Raw genomic sequence first — 17,824 nt, 5'->3', positions numbered from 1 at the left:
CCTGGCATCCATGGAGCGTGACACCCATCGACCGTGGCACCCATCGAGCGTGCCCTCCAGGGAGCGGCGACACCCGTGGAGTGCGCCCGCCGGCCCGTGAAGCCCCGCGCCGGGAGGCCGGATCACGTGATCCGCGCACCCCGGCGCATTCCCGCCCCGCACGTGAAACAGGACACAGCGGAGGCCTCTCCCTCGCTTCGCGGGGATCATGGCACAATGACGTCAGTAGTAGCAGTGACGTTCAGCGCACTCCGGGGTCGGTGAAAATCCGAACCGGCGGTTACAGTCCGCGACCCGTCCGCAGCCAGCGGCCGGTTGACCAGGTGAAATTCCTGGACCGACGGTTAAAGTCCGGATGGGAGGCGTGCGCGACGGATGAAGAGCAGTGCCCGTGGTCCCCTGGTGGGCCTCGGGTAGGTGTACGACGGGAGAGCTCTCTCCCGGCGGTTCTGCGGCACCCCGGCGACGGGTCGTGCCCCGGGGTCCGTGCACCCGTGCCCGTCCGTGTCCCCTCCCATGCCGCCCCGGAGTCCGCGCCCCAAGCGCGAGGAGAACCCGGGTGTTCACCGGCATCATCGAAGAGCTCGGCGAGGTCGTGTCGATCGAGGAGATCGGCGACTCCTCGCGAATCCGCCTGCGCGGCCCGGTGGTCTGTCAGGGCGCGCATCACGGCGACTCCATCGCGGTCAACGGCGTCTGCCTGACCGTTGTCGACACCCCCGAGCAACTGGCCGCCGAGACGGGCGAGTTCAGTGCCGACGTGATGGCCGAGACGCTGCACCGTTCCAGCCTGGGCGAGTTGAAGCCCGGGTCCCGGGTCAACCTGGAGCGGGCGATGGCGCTCGGTGCCCGACTGGGCGGACACCTCGTGCAGGGGCATGTCGACGCGACCGGCTCCCTGTTGGGCCGCGAGCCCGGCGAGCTCGACGCGGACGGCAACCTCCGCTGGGAGGTGCTGCGCTTCTCGCTGCCCGGCACCATCTCCCGCTACCTGGTGGAGAAGGGCTCGATCACCGTGGACGGCGTCAGCCTGACCGTGGTGGAGGCGGCCCGGGACAGCTTCACCGTGAGCCTCATCCCCGCCACCCTCGCGCTGACCACGCTCGGTGCCAAGGCCGTCGGTGAGAGCGTCAACCTGGAGGTCGACGTCCTCGCCAAGTACGTGGAGCGCCTGCTCGAAGCCCGCACCCTCCCCCCGATCACCCTCCCCCCGATCACCGCGGCAGAGACGACCGGAGAGTCCAAGTGAACTGGCTGAGCGGAGAAGCGTTCACCGTCTTCGGTGAGCACGTGAAGTGGGCCGACATGTTCGGCAACCTGCTCGGACTGTCCGCCCTCGCGCTGGGCTGGCGCCGCTCGGTGTGGAGCTGGCCGGTCCAGCTGCTCTCCGGCGTCGTGCTGATCACGGCCTACCTGAACGGCCACGTGCCCGGCCTGATCGGCAAGCAGCTGATCGTCGTCGCCACGGCCGCCTGGGGCTGGACGCAGTGGCAGCGCGGCCGCCGCGGCACCGGTGAGATCGCCGTCCGGTTCGCGACCTGGCCGGAGCGAGCCGCGCTGGTGGCCAGCACCGCCGTCGGCACGGGGGCACTGGCCTGGCTCTTCCTGGCCAACCCCAGCCTCTCCTGGAGCCCCTGGTCGGACGCCTACATCTTCGTGGGCACGCTGGCGGCGATGGTCGCCCAGGCCCGCGGCTGGGTGGAGTTCTGGTTCGCCTGGATCGCCGTCGACGTCGTCGGCGTCCCGCTGGCCTTCAACAGCGGCTACTCGTTCTCCGGCCTGACCTACTCGATCTACTTCGTCCTGGTGCTGCTCGGCCTGCGTTCCTGGTGGCTGAGCACCCGTGCGCCCCGCCCCACCTCCGCCACCGTCCTTCAGGGAGCCTCCGCATGAGCACCGACCCCGGCACCGACGACCTCGTGCTCGACCCCGTCGAGCGGGCGGTCGCCGACATCGCGCTCGGCCGCGCCGTGATCGTGGTCGACGACGAGGACCGCGAGAACGAGGGCGACATCGTCTTCGCCGCCTCCGCGGCCACCCCCGAACTGATGGCGTTCACCATCCGCTACAGCTCCGGCGTGATCTGCGCGCCGATGACCGGCGACGAGCTGGACCGGCTCAAGCTGCCCCCGATGACCCAGGTCAACGAGGACCGCAAGGGCACCGCCTACGCCGTCTCAGTCGACGCCCGCGAAGGGGTGGACACCGGAATCTCGGCCGCCGACCGCGCCCGCACCGTCAGGCTGCTCTCCTCTCCCGGCACCGAGCCGGCCGACCTCACCCGCCCCGGGCACGTCTTCCCGCTGCGGGCCGTCGAGGGCGGCGTGCTGGTCCGCCCCGGCCACACCGAGGCCGCCGTCGACCTGGCCCGCCTGGCCGGGCTGCCGCCGGCCGGCGCGATCGCCGAGGTGGTCAACGACGACGGCACCATGGCCCGGCTGCCCGAGCTGGTCGCCTTCGCCCGTGAGCACGGCCTGGCGATCATCTCGATCGAGGACCTGATCGCCTACCGCCGCCGCACCGAGCTTCACGTGGACCGGGCCGCCGTCACCGCGCTGCCCACCGCGTACGGGGAGTTCACTGCGGTCGGCTACCAGGGCACGATCGACGGCGTCGAGCACCTCGCGCTCGTCGCGGGCGGCCTGGACGCCGAAGGCCGGCTGCCGGACGGCGAGGACGTGCTGGTGCGCGTCCACTCCGAGTGCCTGACCGGCGACGTGTTCGGCTCGCTGCGCTGCGACTGCGGCCCGCAGCTCCAGGCGTCGCTCCAGAAGGTCGCCGCGGCGGGCCGCGGCGTCGTCCTCTACCTGCGCGGCCACGAGGGCCGGGGCATCGGCCTGGCCCACAAGCTGCGCGCCTACGAGCTCCAGGAGCAGGGCCGCGACACCGTCGACGCCAACCTGGACCTCGGCCTGCCCGCCGACGCCCGCGACTACAGCATCGGCGCGCAGATGCTCTGCGACCTCGGGGTGCGCTCGCTCACCCTGCTCACCAACAACCCGGAGAAGCTGGCCGCGCTTACCGAGCACGGCCTCAAGGTCAAGGGCCGCGAGCCGGTCGAGACCCCGGCGGGCGAGCACAACCTGCGCTACCTGCGCACCAAGCGCGACCGGATGGGCCACGACCTGCCCGGCCTCGGCTCCTGAACCGGATCCCGTACCAACCGCACCACCAGCACGACCAGCACCACCCGCACGACCAGCACCACCCGCACGACCAGCACGACCTCCCGACCGACCCGGCAGACCCCCGCGGATTCCCGCGGATCCGCAGACACCGAAAGAGGACCAGCACATGAGCGGCCACGGCGCCCCCGAGCTGACCATCGACAACGCCGCCGACCTCAAGGTCGCCGTGATCGCCGCCCAGTGGCACGACCAGGTGATGAACGGCCTCCTGGACGGCGCGCACCGCGCGCTCAAGGAGCTCGGCATCGCCGAGCCGACGGTGCTGCGCGTCCCCGGCACCTTCGAGCTGCCGGTCGCCGCCAAGCGGCTCGCCGACCGCGGCTACGACGCCGTGGTCGCCCTCGGCGTGGTCATCCGCGGTGGCACCCCGCACTTCGACTACGTCTGCCAGGCCGCCACCGCCGGCCTCACCCAGGTCAGCGTGGACACCGGGGTGCCGGTCGGCTTCGGCGTCCTGACCTGCGACAACGAGCAGCAGGCGCTGGACCGTGCGGGCCTGCCGGGCTCGGCGGAGGACAAGGGGCACGAGGCCGTCACCGCGGCGGTGGCCACCGCCGCCGCCCTGCGCGCCCTCTGACCCGGCCCGTACGCTCCGCCGCCGAACCCGCGTGCGGCTCCCGGACCGTGGACGTCCACCGGACTGTCCACGGTCCGGGATCGTTTACCGCCCGTAAGCCCGCACGCCGTAAGGTGAGTCCATCATGGCTTCGAAGACATTCGAGGAGCTCTTCACCGAGCTCCAGCAGAAGGCCGCCACCGGCGACCCCTCGTCCTCCCGTACCGCGCAGCTCGTCCAGCAGGGCGTCCATGCGATCGGCAAGAAGGTCGTCGAGGAGGCCGCCGAGGTCTGGATGGCCGCCGAGTTCCAGTCGGACGAGCAGACCGCGGAGGAGATCTCCCAGCTCCTCTACCACCTTCAGGTGATGATGGTCGCCCGCGGGCTGACGCTCGACGACGTCTACAAGTACCTCTAGTCAGACGTCTGCACGTACCTCCAGTCACCGGTCCAGAGAACCCGCACCACCCCACCAAAACAGGTAAGGAACCGACCTCCATGCTGCGCATCGCCCTCCCCAACAAGGGTTCGCTCTCGGGTCCCGCGGCGGAGATGCTCCATGAGGCCGGTTACCGCCAGCGCAAGGACCCCAAGGAGCTCGTCCTCGTCGACCCGGACAACCAGGTCGAGTTCTTCTTCCTGCGTCCGCGCGACATCGCGGTGTACGTCGGCTCCGGCCGCCTGGACGTCGGCATCACCGGCCGCGACCTGCTGCTGGACTCGCACTCCAACGCGGAGGAGGTGCTGGCGCTCGGCTTCGGCGGCTCCACCTTCCGTTTCGCCCGCCCGGAGGGCGTGGACGTCAAGGACGTGCAGGGCCTGGAGGGTCTGCGGATCGCCACCTCCTACACCGGCCTGGTCGAGCAGCACCTCGCCGACCACGGGGTGAAGGCCACCGTGACCAAGCTGGACGGCGCGGTGGAGACCGCGGTGCAGCTGGGCGTCGCCGACGTGATCGCCGACGTGGTGGAGACCGGCACCAGCCTGCGCAACGCCGGCCTGGAGGTGTTCGGCGAGCCGATCCTGGTCTCCGACGCCGTGGTGATCCGCCCCAAGGGCGCGGGCGAGGACCCGGCCGTCGACCAGTTCCTGCGCCGCCTGCAGGGCGTGCTGGTCGCCCGCCGCTACGTGCTGATGGACTACGACATCCGCGCCGAGAACGTCAGCGCGGCCGTCGCGCTGACCCCGGGCCTGGAGTCGCCGACCGTCTCGCCGCTGCACACCGAGGGCTGGGTGGCGGTCCGTTCGATGGTGCTCCGCAAGGAGGCCCAGCGGATCATGGACGACCTGTGGGGCATCGGCGCCCGCGCCATCCTGGTCACCAACATCCACGCCTGCCGCCTCTGACCGTCCGCCGCCTCCGGCCCCGGAGGCGGTCGCCGGCGCGGAGTTAAGCACCGGTTCAATGGGGCGGGGACGCCGGCCGGCGACCCCGCCCCGTCCGCTGGACTTCCCCAGAACGCCCCCCCGGAGACCGCACGTGTCCACCCCCGCCGAGTTCCCCGTCACCTGGGCGCCGCGCCGCACCCGCGCCGTGCTGCTGCCGGTCTGCACGCTGCTGGTCGTCCTGTTCGCCGTGATCGCGGTCGCGCTCCCGGCGAACTGGCAGCTCAACGACCGGATCATGATGGTGCTCAGCGGCGTCTTCTTCGCCGGCGCGGGCCTGATGCTGGCCCGCCCCCGGGTGAGCGCCGACGCGGAGGGCATCACCGTGGTGAACTTCGTCCGCCGCCGCCGGCTGGCCTGGGCCGAGATCGTCCGGGTCAACTTCCGCCAGGGCGACCCCTGGGCGACGCTCGACCTCGCCGACGGCACCTCGCTCGCGGCGGTCGGCATCCAGTCCGGTATGGGCAAGGCGCAGGCGATCGCGGACGCCCGCGCGCTGCGCGACCTGGTCGAGCACCACGGCCGCTGACCGGCGCAGGCCACCGGCGCCCGAGCCGGCCCGCCACGGAACCGGGACACCGGAGCCACAGGGGACACCAGAGCCACCGGAGCCACAGAGGTCACCGGAGTCACAGGGGTCCAGGGGCCGGGGCGGCCGCTTCGAACGCGTATCCGGCAGCCGTACGGGTATCGTCTACGCTGGTAAAAGCAGGGCAAAGCGCACCGCCGACGGTCCCCTGGCCCTGCTCGCAACGACCAGAGGAGTGACTCCCCCCGTCCATGGACGATCCGTCCGGTAGTACCTGCGCCGCCCCACTTCCGACCCCCGGAAGGCAGGCGGCACTGTGATCACCGCCTGGCTGCTGTTGTTCGCGGCACTCCTGCTCATCCTCGCCAACGGCCTCTTCGTGGCCGCCGAGTTCGCCTTCGTGACCGTCGAGCGCGGGGCCGTCGAGCGCGCCGCCGAGGCCGGCGACGCGCAGGCCGCCCGGATCGCCAAGGCCCAGCGCCACCTCTCCTTCCAGCTCTCCGGCGCCCAGCTGGGCATCACCGTCACTTCGCTGGTGGTCGGCATGCTCGCCGAGCCGGCGCTCTCCGTCCTGCTGAAGCCCGTGTTCACCGGCATCGGTCTGTCCGACGGGGCGGCCCGCGCCGCCGCCGTGGTGATCGGCATGGGGCTGGCCACCGTGGTGCAGATGGTGATCGGCGAGCTGGTCCCGAAGAACTGGGCGATCTCCCGGCCGCTCCAGGTGGCCCGCGCCGTGGCCGCCCCGCACATGGCCTTCTCCCGGGTCTGCCGCCCGCTGATCAGCTTCCTGAACGGCTCCGCGGACCGCACCGTCCGCGCCTTCGGGATCGAACCGCAGGAGGAGCTGGGCCACGCCCGCACCCCGGCCGAGCTGGTCTCGCTGGCCCGGCACTCGGCCAAGGCCGGTGCGATAGACGAGGAGTCGGCGACCCTCTTCGTGCGCACCCTCGGCCTGGGCGAGCTGACCGCCGAGTCCGTGATGACCCCGCGGGTGGACGTCGCGGCCCTCCAGCGCGACGCCAGCGCCGCCGACGTGCTCAACCTCACCCGGGCCACCGGCCTCTCCCGCTTCCCGGTCTACACCGGCAGCCTCGACGAGGTCACCGGCACCGTCACGCTCAAGGACGCCCTCGCCGTCCCGCCCGCCAGGCGCGGCCTGGTGCGGGTCGGCGAGCTGGCCGTGCCGCCGCTGCTGGTGCCCGAGACGCTCCCGGCCGAGCGGCTGCTCGACCAGCTGCGCCGGCTCCAGCCGATGGCCATCGTGGTGGACGAGTACGGCGGCACCGCCGGCGTGGTCACCGTCGAGGACATCGTCGAGGAGATCGTCGGCGAGGTGCAGGACGAGCACGACCCGGCCGACACCCCCGAGCTGGTCCCGCTGCCGCCGGTCGACGGGCTCCCCGTCTGGGCCGCCGACGGCCGGGCCCGGACCGACCAGCTGGAGGCCATCGGCCTGCACGCGCCGGACGGCCCGTACGAGACGCTGGCCGGCCTGGTCTCCGGCCTGCTCGGCCGGCTGCCCGCCCCGGGCGAGCAGGCCGAGCTGCCCGGCTGGCGGTTCACCGTCGAGGCCGTGGACCGCCACCGCACGAGCCGGGTGCGGGTCGAACGCACCGCCGGCGACCACCGCTTCGGCGACGACGAGGACGGGACCCGATGACCGCGCTCCAACTGGCCGTCGCCCTCCTGCTGCTGTTCGGAAACGCGTTCTTCGTCGGCGCCGAGTTCGCCGTCATCTCGGTCCGCCGCAGCCAGATCGAACCGCTGGCCGAGGCCGGCAACCGGCGCGCCCGCACCGTGCTGCACGCGCTCTCCAACGTCTCCGCGATGCTCGCCGCCGCCCAGCTCGGCATCACGGTCTGCTCGCTGGGCCTCGGCGCCCTCGCCGAGCCGACCATCGCCCACCTGCTGGAGGGCCCGTTCCACGCGATGGGCATCCCGTCCGGCCTGATGCACCCGCTGTCCTACGGCATCTCGCTGGCCGTCGTGGTCTTCCTGCACATGGTGATGGGCGAGATGGTGCCGAAGAACATGGCGCTGGCCGGCCCGGAGAAGGCCGCGCTCTGGCTGGGCCCGCCGCTGGACCGGCTCGCGCGCTGGCTCGCGCCGGTGATCCGCTTCCTGAACGCCTTCGCCAACGGCGTGCTGAAGCTGTTCAAGGTCGAGGCCAGGGACGAGGTGGAGTCGGTCTTCACCACCGAGCAGCTGATGTACCTGCTGGTCGACTCCCGGGACGCCGGCCTGATCGACGAGGGCCGTCAGGAGCGCCTGGAGGACGCCCTGGAGATGGGGCGCCGGCCGGTCACCGACGTCCTGCTCAAGCCCGAACAGCTGGTCACCGTGGACACCAAGGTCACCGCCGCGCAGGTCGAGGAGCTGGCGCTGCGCACCGGCTTCTCGCGCTTCCCGGTCACCGACGGCGACCCGGCCGACCACGGCTACCTCGGCTACCTGCACCTCAAGGACATCCTGGACGTCGACGACCAGTCGGCGCCGGTCCCGGCCCGCCTCTGGCGGCCGATCACCGTGCTGCGCGGCACGCTCCCGCTGGACGACGCGCTCGGCGCGATGCGCAGGGCCACCTGCCACCTGGCCGCCGTGCTCGACCAGGACGGCCGCACGCTCGGCGTGGTGACGCTGGAGGACGTGGTGGAGGAGCTGGTCGGCGAGGTGCACGACCCGGACCACCGCTCCGCCGCCTGACGGTTCCCGATTCCGTTGCGCTACGGGCGATTCCGCTCTGGGCGTGCGTCCGTTCCCCTGCCGGCCGTCCTCGTGCAGGGTGGTCGGCATGAGGCTTCTACTGCTGGGTGGAACGGAGTTCGTCGGCCGCGCCGTCGCCGAGGAGGCGCTGGCCCGGGGCTGGGAGGTGACGGTCTTCCACCGGGGGACGCACGCGCCGCCGGAGGGCGTGCGCGCCCTGCACGGGGACCGCAGGGCCGAGGGCGGCCTGGCCGCGCTGGCCGAGGGGGAGTGGGACGCGGTCGTGGACACGTGGTCCGGCGCACCCTCGGCGGTGCGTGACAGCGCCCGCCTGCTGGCCGGCCGGACCGGCCGCTACGCGTACGTGTCCAGCCGGTCGGTGTACGCGTACCCGAGTCCGGCCGGGGCGGACGAGGGCGCGGCCGTCGTCGAGGGCTCGCCGGACGCCGGGGAGGTGCCGTACGCGCAGGCCAAGCGCGGGGCCGAGCTGGCCCTGCTGGACGCCCTCGGCGACCGGGCCCTGCTCGTCCGCGCCGGGCTGATCCTCGGCCCGTACGAGAACATCGGCCGGCTGCCCTGGTGGCTGGGCCGGATCGCCCGCGGCGGCCCGGTGCTCGCCCCCGGCCCGCGCGACCTCGCGCTGCAGTACATCGACGGCCGCGACCTCGCGGTCTGGACGCTCGACGCCCTGGCGGCCGGGCTCGGCGGCGCGTACGACCTGGTCAGCCCGTCCGGGCACGCCACCATGGGCGGGCTGCTGGAGGCCTGCGTCCGGGCCACCGGCTCGGACGCCGAGCTGCGCTGGACCGAGGCGGGCCCGATCCTGGCGGCCGGCATCGAACCGTGGAGCGACCTGCCGGTCTGGATCCCGCCGGGCGAGCTGCACGACACCATGCACGGCTCCGACGTGTCCAAGGCGGTGGCCGCCGGGCTGCGCTGCCGGCCGGTGGCGGAGACGGTGGCGGACACCTGGGCCTGGCTGCAGTCCATCGGCGGCACGGCCCCGCAGCGCCCGGACCGTCCGGTGGTCGGCCTGGACCGGGAGCGGGAGGACGTGTTCCTCCGGGGCCGGACCGGCTGACCGGGCTGACGGGGTTGACCCGGGCCGGACCGGCGGCCGGGGGCCAGGGGCCAGGGGCCGGGACCGGCCGGAAAGGGCCGGTGCGGCCCGGCCGCCCCCGGCGCCCGGTCAGCCCCGGCCGTCGATCAGCTCGCCGTAGGCCTGTACGAGGTCCGGCAGCCGCAGCGTCGCCAGGTCCTCGCGGCCCGGCGGCTCGCGCAGCAGCGAGAGCCGCAGGTCCCGGTAGGCGCAGGACTTCTCGTACAGGGTGCGGATGAACCGGCCGTTGCCGAGGTCGTCGATCCAGCCCTCGCGCACCACGTGGGTGCAGATGCTGGCCAGTTCCTCGGCGGCGTCCTCGTCCCAGCCGTCGCCGTCCCGGTCGGCGAGCGCCGCGCCGATCGCGGTCAGCTCGCCGGGGCGGTAGCTGGGGAAGTCGACCCGGGTGGTGAAGCGGGAGTTGAGACCGGGGTTGGTGGCGAGCAGCCGGTTCATCCCCTCCGGGTAGCCGGCCAGGATCACCACCAGCCGGTCCCGGTTGTCCTCGGCCCGCTTCAGCAGCACCTGGAGCGCCTCGTCCCCGTACGCGTCACCCTTGCTGTAGCCGGAGTTGGAGAGGCTGTACGCCTCGTCGATGAAGAGCACGCCGTCCAGCGCGGAGTCGATCAGCTCGTTCGCCTTGACCGCCGTCTGGCCGAGGAACTCGCCCACCAGGTCGGCTCTCTGGGCCTCGACCAGGTGGTCGCCGGAGAGCAGGCCGAGGGCGTGGAAGACCCGGCCGAGGATGCGTGCCACGGTGGTCTTGCCGGTGCCGGAGGGGCCGGAGAAGACGAAGTGCCGTTTGGGCGGCTGGACCGGCAGGCCCTGCGCCGCCCGCAGCCGGGACATCCGCAGCTGCGCGGAGAGCGCCCGGACCTGCCGCTTCACCGGCTCCAGGCCGACCATCCTGGCGAGTTCGGCCAGAGCCTCGTCCAGCTCCCTTTCACTGCCCACCGGTTCGGCGGGCGCCGAGGGGCTCGCGAGCCGGGGGAGCGCCTCGCCCAGGGCGGGCGCCGGAGCGGCCCCGGCGGTCGGGGCGGGGGCGGGGACGACGGGCGGGACGGCCGAGCCGGTGCGCTCTCCCGCGGCCGCCGGCGGGGCCCCGGCCCCCGCGGCCCCGGCCGGCGCGTCGGCAGGGGAGGGGGCGGCGGGGGGCACGGCCCCGCCCGGGAGCTCCTCGGCGGGGAAGGCCTCCCCGGGGAAGGCCTCCGCGTCGAACGTCCCCGGGCCGTACCCGGGGGCGGCGAACCCCGCCGCGTCCGCCCCCGCCGCGTCCGCCCCGGGCCCGTCCAGCTCCGCCGACTCGAACCCCGCCGATGGCAGCTCCGCCGACTCGAACTCCGCCGATTCGAACTCCGCCGCGTCGAAGTCCTCTTCATCGAGCACGGCCGCTCCCGGGCCGTGGCCGCCGGCCCCGCCGACGGCGTCGAGCAGCCCGTCGACCAGTTCGTCCTCGGCCGCGATCGCCGCCAGCCGGGCCGCGGTGTCCATGAACGCCGGGTCGGCCCGGTGGACCGCGCGGTAGAGCGGGAGCGCGGCGGCGCTGCGCCCGGCCCCCTCGTACGCCCGGGCCAGCCAGTACCGCAGTTCCTTGCGCTGCGGCTGCTCGGAGCGGCAGCGGGCGAGCGAGGCGGCCAGCGGTGCCTGGGCCTGCGCGCACATGTCCAGCCGGACCCGTGCCATGCCGGCGAAGAGGCCGGCCTCGATGCCCAGCAGCGGGTCGTCCAGCAGCCGGTCGGTGTCCCGGATCAACTGCTCCCAGTCCTTGAGCAGGTAGGAGCGGCAGGCGTGCAGGAACCGCGCGGACGGGTCTTCGGCGGGGGTCGGGCAGTGCGCCAACGCCTGGTCCAGCTCGGCGAGATGGCGGCCGTCCAGCCAGTGCGAGGCGTGGGCCAGGGCCAGGTCCCGGGCGTCCTCCAGCACGGGCTGGACCCACCAGCCCAGCCAGTACCAGGAGCTGAGCGGGCGGCGGTGGAGCCGGCGCTGTTCGCCGAACCGTTTCTGGTGGCGGTACATCGCGAGCAGCGCCCCGGAGGTGTCGCTGCGCAGGGCGTGCAGGCCGAGCCAGGCGTCGGCCATCCCCGGGTCGAGCCGGACGGCCGCACGGAACTCCTCCTCCGCGCGGGCGTACGCACCCGCCGTGTAGGCGTCCATTGCGCGCAGCCAGGCACGGTCGGCGAGCCGGTTCGGAGCCGGGCCGCCCGCGTTGTTGCCGTCGGAACTGTCCACCGTCGTCACTCACGCCCCCCGCGGTGTGCCTCGGGGCTCGGCCGGCGGGTCGTGTGCGGAGTGCCGGCCGGTGGTCGATGCCCCGGGGCGCATATGCGCCTGCCTGGAATCGTACCGGCGTGGCGCTGATCCGGAAGGGTGCCGCGCGCAGTCAAATGCGACCGGGGGCGCGGCCGTTGGGCGCCCGCACGGGTCGGACGGGCTCGAACCGGCAGCCGGGACGGTGTTCGGACCTGCGGTCGGGACGGTGTCGGGCCGGCGCCCGGTGCGGGGTCGGCCCGGAGGCCGGGGAGGCTCGGAGCGGGGTCCGGGCCGGAAGGGGGGCGGCACCCCCGGCTCACGGGGGAACAAGTCGGGAGTGCCGCGTCTGGGAGTTGCACGCTCGGTGACCGCGGCAACTGAGGAGAACCTATGTTCTGGCGATACCGCAGGTCAAGGGCCTGTTGAAGGTTCACCGAGGGTGACCGGGCGAGATCCGCCCGGTCACCCCGTCGACCGTCGTCCCGGCGTGCGGGCGGCTCGGGTCGTCGGCGAAATGTGCCGATTCGGCCTGCGCCCAGCCCTCCCAGAACTCCGCCAGTGCCGGCCCGTCCCGCTCCTCGCCGCGCCGCCGGGCGTCCTCGGCCGACAGCTCCATCCACACCAGCCGGGCCAGCCACGGCCGCACCGCACGCCGCCCGGCGCCGACCCCCTCCACCAGGACCACCGGCGCGAGCGGCACCGCCGCCGTCGAGGCGAACCGGCGCAGCGTCCAGTCGTACACCTCGTACGCGGCGTCCCGCCCGGCCGCCAGCGGCTCCAGTACCTGCGTGCGCAGTCGTCCCGCCCAGCCGAACGGCTCGGCGTGGGTGGCGAGGTCGTCCAGGTGCACCACCGGCGCGCCCCCGAGTGCGGTGGCGAGCCGGCCCGCGAAGGTGGTCTTGCCGGAGCCCGCGTGCCCGTCCACCGCGACCAGCCGCACCGGCCCGCAGGACGGCGCCAGCCCGCGCAGCTCGGCCGCGAGCGCGCCCAGGTCCGCCGCCGGGGCGTTCAGGCCTGCCGCGGGCGTTCCCGGCCGGGTGCCGGGACGGGTTTCGAAGGATTCGGAAGCAGCCACATCGGCCACCCTACGGCGGCCCGTGCGCCGATACGGACAGTGATGTTCCGCTGGTCGTGACGGCGGCGCCGGGATCGGGCATACTCACTTCGCCACGCATGTGAACGGCCGTTCACCGTAATCCGGTACCGGTCGGGCCGACCTGCCACACCCGCGTCGGGCCCGCCACAGCAGAGCCCGTCGCCCGAACGAGGAGGCGACCAGCCGCCATGACCCCCTCCCCTGCGAAAGCCGTGGACCGCCAGCTGCCCACCGAGGAGGCCCGTGAGCTGCTGAGCCTCACCCGGGACCTGGTCCAGCGCGAGCTCCAGCCGCGCGCGGCGGAGGACGAGGCCGCCGGGCACTTCCCGCGTGACGTGTTCCGCACCCTCGGTGAGGCCGGCCTGCTCTCCCTCCCGTACGACGAGAAGTACGGCGGCGGCGACCAGCCCTACGAGGTGTACCTCCAGGTCCTGGAGGAGCTGGCGTCCGGCTGGCTGGCCGTCGGCCTCGGCGTCAGCGTGCACACGCTCTCCTGCCACGCCCTGGCGACCTTCGGCACCGAGGAGCAGCGCGCCGCCTGGCTGCCCGGAATGCTCTCCGGCGAGCAGCTCGGCGCCTACTGCCTCTCCGAGCCGCAGTCCGGCTCCGACGCCGCCGCGCTGCGCACCCGCGCCGACCTGGACGGCGAGGACTACGTGGTCAGCGGCACCAAGGCGTGGATCACCCACGGCGGGCAGGCCGACTTCTACAGCGCCCTGGTGCGCACCGGCGAGCCGGGCCCGCGCGGCATCAGCTGCCTGCTGGTCCCCGGCACCGTTCCCGGTCTCTCGGCGGCCCCGCCGGAGCAGAAGATGGGCATGAAGTCCTCGCCGACGGCCCAGCTGCACTTCGACGGCGCGCGGGTGGCCCGTGAGCGGCTGATCGGCGCCGAGGGCCAGGGCTTCCAGATCGCGCTCGCCGCGCTGGACTCCGGCCGCCTCGGCATCGCCGCCTGCGCCGTCGGCGTCGCCCAGGCCGCGCTCGACCTCGCGGTCGACTACGCGCGCACCCGCCGCCAGTTCGGCCGGCCGATCGCCGAGTTCCAGGGCCTGTCCTTCATGCTCGCCGACATGGCCACCCAGATCGAGGCCGGGCGCGCGCTCTACCTGTCCGCCGCGCGGCTGCGCGACGCCGGCCTGCCGTTCTCCAAGGAGGCGGCGATGGCCAAGCTGTTCTGCACCGACACGGTGATGCGGGTGACCACCGACGCGGTGCAGGTGCTCGGCGGCTACGGCTACACCCAGGACTTCCCGGCCGAGCGCTACATGCGCGAGGCCAAGGTGCTGCAGATCGTCGAGGGCACCAACCAGATCCAGCGACTGGTGATCGGCCGCCACCTGACCCAGGGCTGACGCCTCCCGGGCCGCTCCTCGGCGGCCCCCCGAACCGCCTCCGGGCGTCACTCCAGGGTGCGGAGTGACGCCCGGAGGCATGTCCCGCCGGGACCGACCGCCGTCTGACGGGCGGTCAGGCACCCGTCGGGCGCCACGGTTTGCGGGAGTGGTGGGAACCCTGCGGGCCGGGGGAGCCGCGCGCCGTCAGTGCCGGGCGAGCCGGCGGCGCTGCTGCGGGATCAGCGGGGCGACGGCCGTCACCCGGACCGGGCGGTGCGCCACCGCGTGCGAGAACGGCTGGGTGCGCCAGTCGAGTTCGGCCGGCAGCGCCAGCAGCGCCTCCAGGCCGTCCGCCTCGGCGTCCTCGGAGGGCTCCACCTCGGCCAGGTCGTCCGTCGGCGCGCCCGAGCCCGGGCAGAGCGCGGGGGAGAAGGGGTGCCACGCGGTCGGCAGCACCGCGTGCTGCGGCAGCCGCTCCTCGTCGCCCACGAGGGCGATCGGGCGGCGGCACTCGGGGCAGTGCACCCGGAAGATCTCCCAGGTGTCGGCCTCTCCCGGGTCCACCCCCGGCGCGAGGCCGTTCGGGACCGCGAGACCGTCGCGGTCGGTCATATCGTGGGTGTCGTCGGCGCCCGGCGAACGCGGGTCGGTTGCACGCATGGTGATCCCCCTCGGATCGGGCCCGGCGTGGTCGCCCGGGGCCACAACCAGCACTTCCCTGCGACGCGGACTCATAACCCTGCGGGTCGGCGCACTGTGATGCACCGGGTGTGTCCTTCGCCACATTCGCCCGGCATGTGCCCGCCCGGCACCCCGCACCACCGCCCGTGCCACCCCGCGCTCCCGCCGTGGCACCTGCCCGCGCCCCCGAAGGGGTAGGTTTGCGCCTTGTGGAGGATCTCGACCAACGCATCGTTCAGCTGCTCCTGGAGGACGGCCGGATGAGCTACACGGACCTGGGCAAGGCGACCGGCCTGTCCACCTCGGCGGTGCACCAGCGGGTGCGGCGCCTGGAGCAGCGCGGGGTGATCCGCGGCTACACCGCGATCATCGACCCGGACTCCGTCGACCTGGCGCTGACCGCGTTCATCTCGGTCAAGCCCTTCGACCCGAGCGCCCCGGACGACACCCCCGAGCGGCTCGCCGGGCTGCCCGAGATCGAGGCCTGCCACAGCGTCGCCGGGGACGAGAACTACATCCTCAAGGTCCGCGTCGGAGCCCCCGGCGACCTGGAGGACCTGCTGGCCCGGATCCGCAGCGCGGCCGGCGTCTCCACCCGCACCACCGTCGTGCTCTCCACCCCGTACGAGGCGCGGCCCCCGAAGCTCTGAGCAGGCCCGGAGGGGTGCAGACTAAAGCCCATGACCGAACGCACCTGCCCTCCTTGCCCGCCCTCGGGCAGGAGGGGCCCACGGACCGTCCTGCTGCGCGGCGGCGCCGTCTACAGCCCTGCCGACCCCTTCGCGACCGCGATGCTCGTCGAGGGCGAACACGTCGCCTGGGTCGGCAGCGACGGCGCCGCCGGGGCGTACGCCGACATCGCCGACGAGATCGTCGAGCTGGACGGCGCGCTGGTCACCCCCGCGTTCGTCGACGCGCACGTGCACGCCACCTCCACCGGGCTGGCGCTCACCGGACTCGACCTCACCGGCAGCCCCTCGCTCGCCGCCGCCCTGGCTGCCGTCGCGGCCTTCGTCGCCTCCGCCACGGAGGCCGCCGACGAGCCCGGCGGCGTGCTCCTCGGTCACGGCTGGGACGAGACCGGCTGGCCCGAGGGCCGCCCGCCGACCCTCGCCGAGCTGGACGCGGCGGCCGGGGGCGCCGCCGTCTACCTGTCCCGCACCGACGTGCACTCCGCGCTCGCCACCTCCGCGCTGCGCGCCCTCACCCCCGGCCTCGCCGGGCGACCCGGCCACGACGCCGACGGCCCGCTCACCCGGGACGCCCACCACGCCGTCCGGCAGACCGCACTGGCCCGTCTCACCCCCGGGCAGCGCCGCCGCGCCCAGCGCGCCACCCTGGCCCGGGCCGCCGAGCTCGGCATCGGCTCGCTGCACGAGTGCGCCGGCCCGGAGATCTCCTCCGAGGCCGACCTGACCGCCCTGCTCGCCCTCGCCGCCGAGGGTGAGGGCCCCGAAGTCTTCGGTTACTGGGGCGAGTTGGGAGGAGTCGAGACCGCCCGGCGGCTGGGCGCGGCGGGCGCCGGCGGAGACCTCTTCGTCGACGGCGCGCTCGGCTCGCACACCGCCTGCCTGCACGCCTCCTACGCCGACGCCGACCACACCGGCACCTCCTACCTGAGCGCCGGGCAGGTCGCCGACCACGTGGCCGCCTGCACCGAGGCCGGGCTCCAGGCCGGCTTCCACGCCATCGGCGACGCCGCGATCGCCGCGGTGCTGGACGGCGTCCGGGCGGCGGGGGAGCGGGTCGGCGCCGACCGGGTCCGGGCGCTGCGCCACCGGGTGGAGCACGCCGAGGCGCTGGACGACAAGTCGATCGCCGCCTTCGCCGAGCTGGGCCTCACGGCCTCCGTCCAGCCCGCGTTCGACGCCGCCTGGGGCGGCCCGGACGGCATGTACGTCCAGCGCCTGGGCGCCGAGCGGGCCGCCGCCCTCAACCCCTTCGCCGCCCTGCTGCGGGCCGGCGTGCCGCTCGCCTTCGGCTCGGACGCCCCGGTCACCCCGCTCGACCCCTGGGGCACCGTCCGGGCCGCCGCCTTCCACCGGACGCCGGACCACCGGATCTCCGTCCGGGCCGCCTTCACCGCCCACACCCGCGGCGGCTGGCGCGCGCTCGGCCGCGACCAGGACGGCGTCCTCGTCCCCGGCGCGATCGCCAGCTACGCGGTCTGGGCCGCCGACGACCTGGTCGTCCAGGCTCCCGACTCCCGGGTGGCCGGCTGGTCCACCGACCCGCGCTCCGGCACCCCCGGCCTGCCCGACCTCACCCCGGGCCGCCCCCTCCCCGTCTGCCTGCGCACGGTGGTCCGCGGCCGGACGGTGTACCTCGCCGCCGCCGACCGGCCGGCCGGCTGACACCGGGTGAGGCGGCGGGGCCACGCCCCCCAAGGTCCGTCTTCAAACTCCCGCCTGCCTGCCGGGCGGACGACGGGAGTTTGAAGACGGACCCTAGATTGATCCCCATGACCGACCTCGTACCCGCCGACTTCGCCGTCCCCCGCACGCTCACCGCCGAGGGGTTCCGCCTGGAGCCCCTCGGGGAGCAGCACAACGCCTCCGATCTCGCGGCCTGGTCGTCGAGCATCGAGCACATCCACGCCACCCCGGGCTGGACCGGCAGCTGGCCGCCCGCCGAGGGCATGACGCCGGAGCAGAACCTCGCCGACCTGCGCCGGCACGCCGCCGACTTCGAGCGGCGCTCCGGCTTCACCTACACCGTCCTGGAGACCCCCGGGGACGCCGTCGTCGGCTGCGTCTACATCCACCCGGACCGGGAGGACCCCGCCGTCGCGAGGGTCAGCTCCTGGGTCCGCGCCGACCGGGCCGAGCTGGACGCCGTGCTCCACCGGACCGTCTCCGCCTGGCTCGCCGAGGACTGGCCGCTCGGGGAGGTCCGCTACGCCGCGCGCTGAGCCGCCCCGGCGCCGCACCGGTCCCGCCCCGCCGCCGCACCGGCCCCGCCGCCGCACCGGCCCCGCCGCCGCACCGGCCCCGCCGCCGCAC

General features: G+C 74.2%; 17 protein-coding genes and 1 riboswitch. Of the genes, 14 read left to right on the top strand and 3 right to left on the bottom strand.

All coding sequences use genetic code 11. From position 1 onward, the window contains the following. The first annotated feature begins 243 nt into the window (after positions 1-243). Positions 244-371, top strand: a riboswitch (FMN riboswitch). A 188-nt stretch (positions 372-559) separates the two neighbouring features. The 10 genes from ACFC1F_RS14155 to ACFC1F_RS14110 all read left to right on the top strand — a co-directional run bounded on the left by ACFC1F_RS14155 (position 560) and on the right by ACFC1F_RS14110 (position 9,443). After that, on the top strand, positions 560-1,249 hold the full coding sequence (locus tag ACFC1F_RS14155) for a riboflavin synthase (RefSeq protein ID WP_376158159.1): 690 nt from the start codon (positions 560-562) through the stop codon (positions 1,247-1,249). Positions 1,250-1,305: 56 nt separating this feature from the next. After that, positions 1,306-1,893 (top strand): nicotinamide riboside transporter PnuC, encoded by a 588-nt coding sequence (locus ACFC1F_RS14150; RefSeq protein ID WP_376158265.1) that lies wholly within the window; start codon positions 1,306-1,308, stop codon positions 1,891-1,893. Next, a complete protein-coding gene (locus tag ACFC1F_RS14145) occupies positions 1,890-3,146 on the top strand; it encodes a bifunctional 3,4-dihydroxy-2-butanone-4-phosphate synthase/GTP cyclohydrolase II (protein WP_376158156.1) in 1,257 nt (418 codons plus the stop codon). The genes ACFC1F_RS14150 and ACFC1F_RS14145 overlap by 4 nt, the downstream gene beginning before the upstream one ends. Before the next feature lie 148 nt (positions 3,147-3,294). Next, on the top strand, positions 3,295-3,765 hold the full coding sequence (gene ribH, locus ACFC1F_RS14140; protein ID WP_209410491.1) for a 6,7-dimethyl-8-ribityllumazine synthase: 471 nt from the start codon (positions 3,295-3,297) through the stop codon (positions 3,763-3,765). A 124-nt stretch (positions 3,766-3,889) separates the two neighbouring features. Beyond that, positions 3,890-4,162, top strand: a complete 273-nt coding sequence (locus ACFC1F_RS14135; protein ID WP_030306151.1) for a phosphoribosyl-ATP diphosphatase — start codon at positions 3,890-3,892, stop codon at positions 4,160-4,162. 80 nt (positions 4,163-4,242) lie between these two features. Then, the gene (gene hisG, locus ACFC1F_RS14130) at positions 4,243-5,091 is read left to right on the top strand and encodes an ATP phosphoribosyltransferase (protein WP_209410492.1); all 849 of its coding nucleotides are present in this window, start codon (positions 4,243-4,245) and stop codon (positions 5,089-5,091) included. 133 nt (positions 5,092-5,224) lie between these two features. Beyond that, a complete protein-coding gene (locus ACFC1F_RS14125) occupies positions 5,225-5,659 on the top strand; it encodes a PH domain-containing protein (protein ID WP_376158152.1) in 435 nt (144 codons plus the stop codon). A gap of 316 nt (positions 5,660-5,975) precedes the next feature. Continuing rightward, positions 5,976-7,319 (top strand): hemolysin family protein, encoded by a 1,344-nt coding sequence (locus tag ACFC1F_RS14120; protein WP_376158150.1) that lies wholly within the window; start codon positions 5,976-5,978, stop codon positions 7,317-7,319. Further along, a complete protein-coding gene (locus ACFC1F_RS14115) occupies positions 7,316-8,362 on the top strand; it encodes a hemolysin family protein (protein ID WP_376158148.1) in 1,047 nt (348 codons plus the stop codon). Before ACFC1F_RS14120 ends, ACFC1F_RS14115 begins: the two co-directional genes overlap by 4 nt. 88 nt (positions 8,363-8,450) lie before the next feature. Further along, on the top strand, positions 8,451-9,443 hold the full coding sequence (locus ACFC1F_RS14110; RefSeq protein ID WP_209410496.1) for an NAD-dependent epimerase/dehydratase family protein: 993 nt from the start codon (positions 8,451-8,453) through the stop codon (positions 9,441-9,443). Positions 9,444-9,551: 108 nt separating this feature from the next. Here ACFC1F_RS14110 and ACFC1F_RS14105 read toward each other — a convergent pair whose 3' ends face one another. Continuing rightward, positions 9,552-11,690 carry an AAA family ATPase gene (locus ACFC1F_RS14105; protein WP_376158145.1) on the bottom strand — a complete coding sequence of 713 codons (2,139 nt, stop codon included), beginning with the start codon at positions 11,688-11,690 and terminating at the stop codon, positions 9,552-9,554. 451 nt (positions 11,691-12,141) lie between these two features. Beyond that, positions 12,142-12,723: a uridine kinase gene (locus ACFC1F_RS14100; RefSeq protein WP_376158262.1), complete on the bottom strand. Its 582-nt coding sequence runs from the start codon at positions 12,721-12,723 to the stop codon at positions 12,142-12,144. 272 nt (positions 12,724-12,995) lie between these two features. Here ACFC1F_RS14100 and ACFC1F_RS14095 point away from each other — a divergent pair, with 272 nt between their 5' ends. Further along, the gene (locus ACFC1F_RS14095) at positions 12,996-14,159 is read left to right on the top strand and encodes an acyl-CoA dehydrogenase family protein (RefSeq protein ID WP_209410497.1); all 1,164 of its coding nucleotides are present in this window, start codon (positions 12,996-12,998) and stop codon (positions 14,157-14,159) included. Positions 14,160-14,345: 186 nt separating this feature from the next. Here the strand turns inward: ACFC1F_RS14095 and ACFC1F_RS14090 are convergent, their stop codons facing one another. Continuing rightward, on the bottom strand, positions 14,346-14,801 hold the full coding sequence (locus tag ACFC1F_RS14090) for a hypothetical protein (protein ID WP_376158142.1): 456 nt from the start codon (positions 14,799-14,801) through the stop codon (positions 14,346-14,348). Positions 14,802-15,031: 230 nt separating this feature from the next. Here ACFC1F_RS14090 and ACFC1F_RS14085 point away from each other — a divergent pair, with 230 nt between their 5' ends. From ACFC1F_RS14085 to ACFC1F_RS14075, 3 genes are all read left to right on the top strand, one after another. Next, on the top strand, positions 15,032-15,472 hold the full coding sequence (locus tag ACFC1F_RS14085; protein WP_030243361.1) for an Lrp/AsnC family transcriptional regulator: 441 nt from the start codon (positions 15,032-15,034) through the stop codon (positions 15,470-15,472). Between the two features lie 30 nt (positions 15,473-15,502). Beyond that, a complete protein-coding gene (locus tag ACFC1F_RS14080) occupies positions 15,503-17,176 on the top strand; it encodes an amidohydrolase (RefSeq protein ID WP_376158138.1) in 1,674 nt (557 codons plus the stop codon). Between the two features lie 107 nt (positions 17,177-17,283). Continuing rightward, on the top strand, positions 17,284-17,733 hold the full coding sequence (locus tag ACFC1F_RS14075) for a GNAT family N-acetyltransferase (RefSeq protein ID WP_376158135.1): 450 nt from the start codon (positions 17,284-17,286) through the stop codon (positions 17,731-17,733). The last annotated feature ends 91 nt before the right edge of the window (positions 17,734-17,824 follow it).

The sequence above is a fragment of the Kitasatospora sp. NPDC056181 genome (genome assembly GCF_042266225.1).
Taxonomy (GTDB): Bacteria; Actinomycetota; Actinomycetes; order Streptomycetales; family Streptomycetaceae; genus Kitasatospora.
This window is presented reverse-complemented; position numbering and strand designations above follow the sequence as displayed.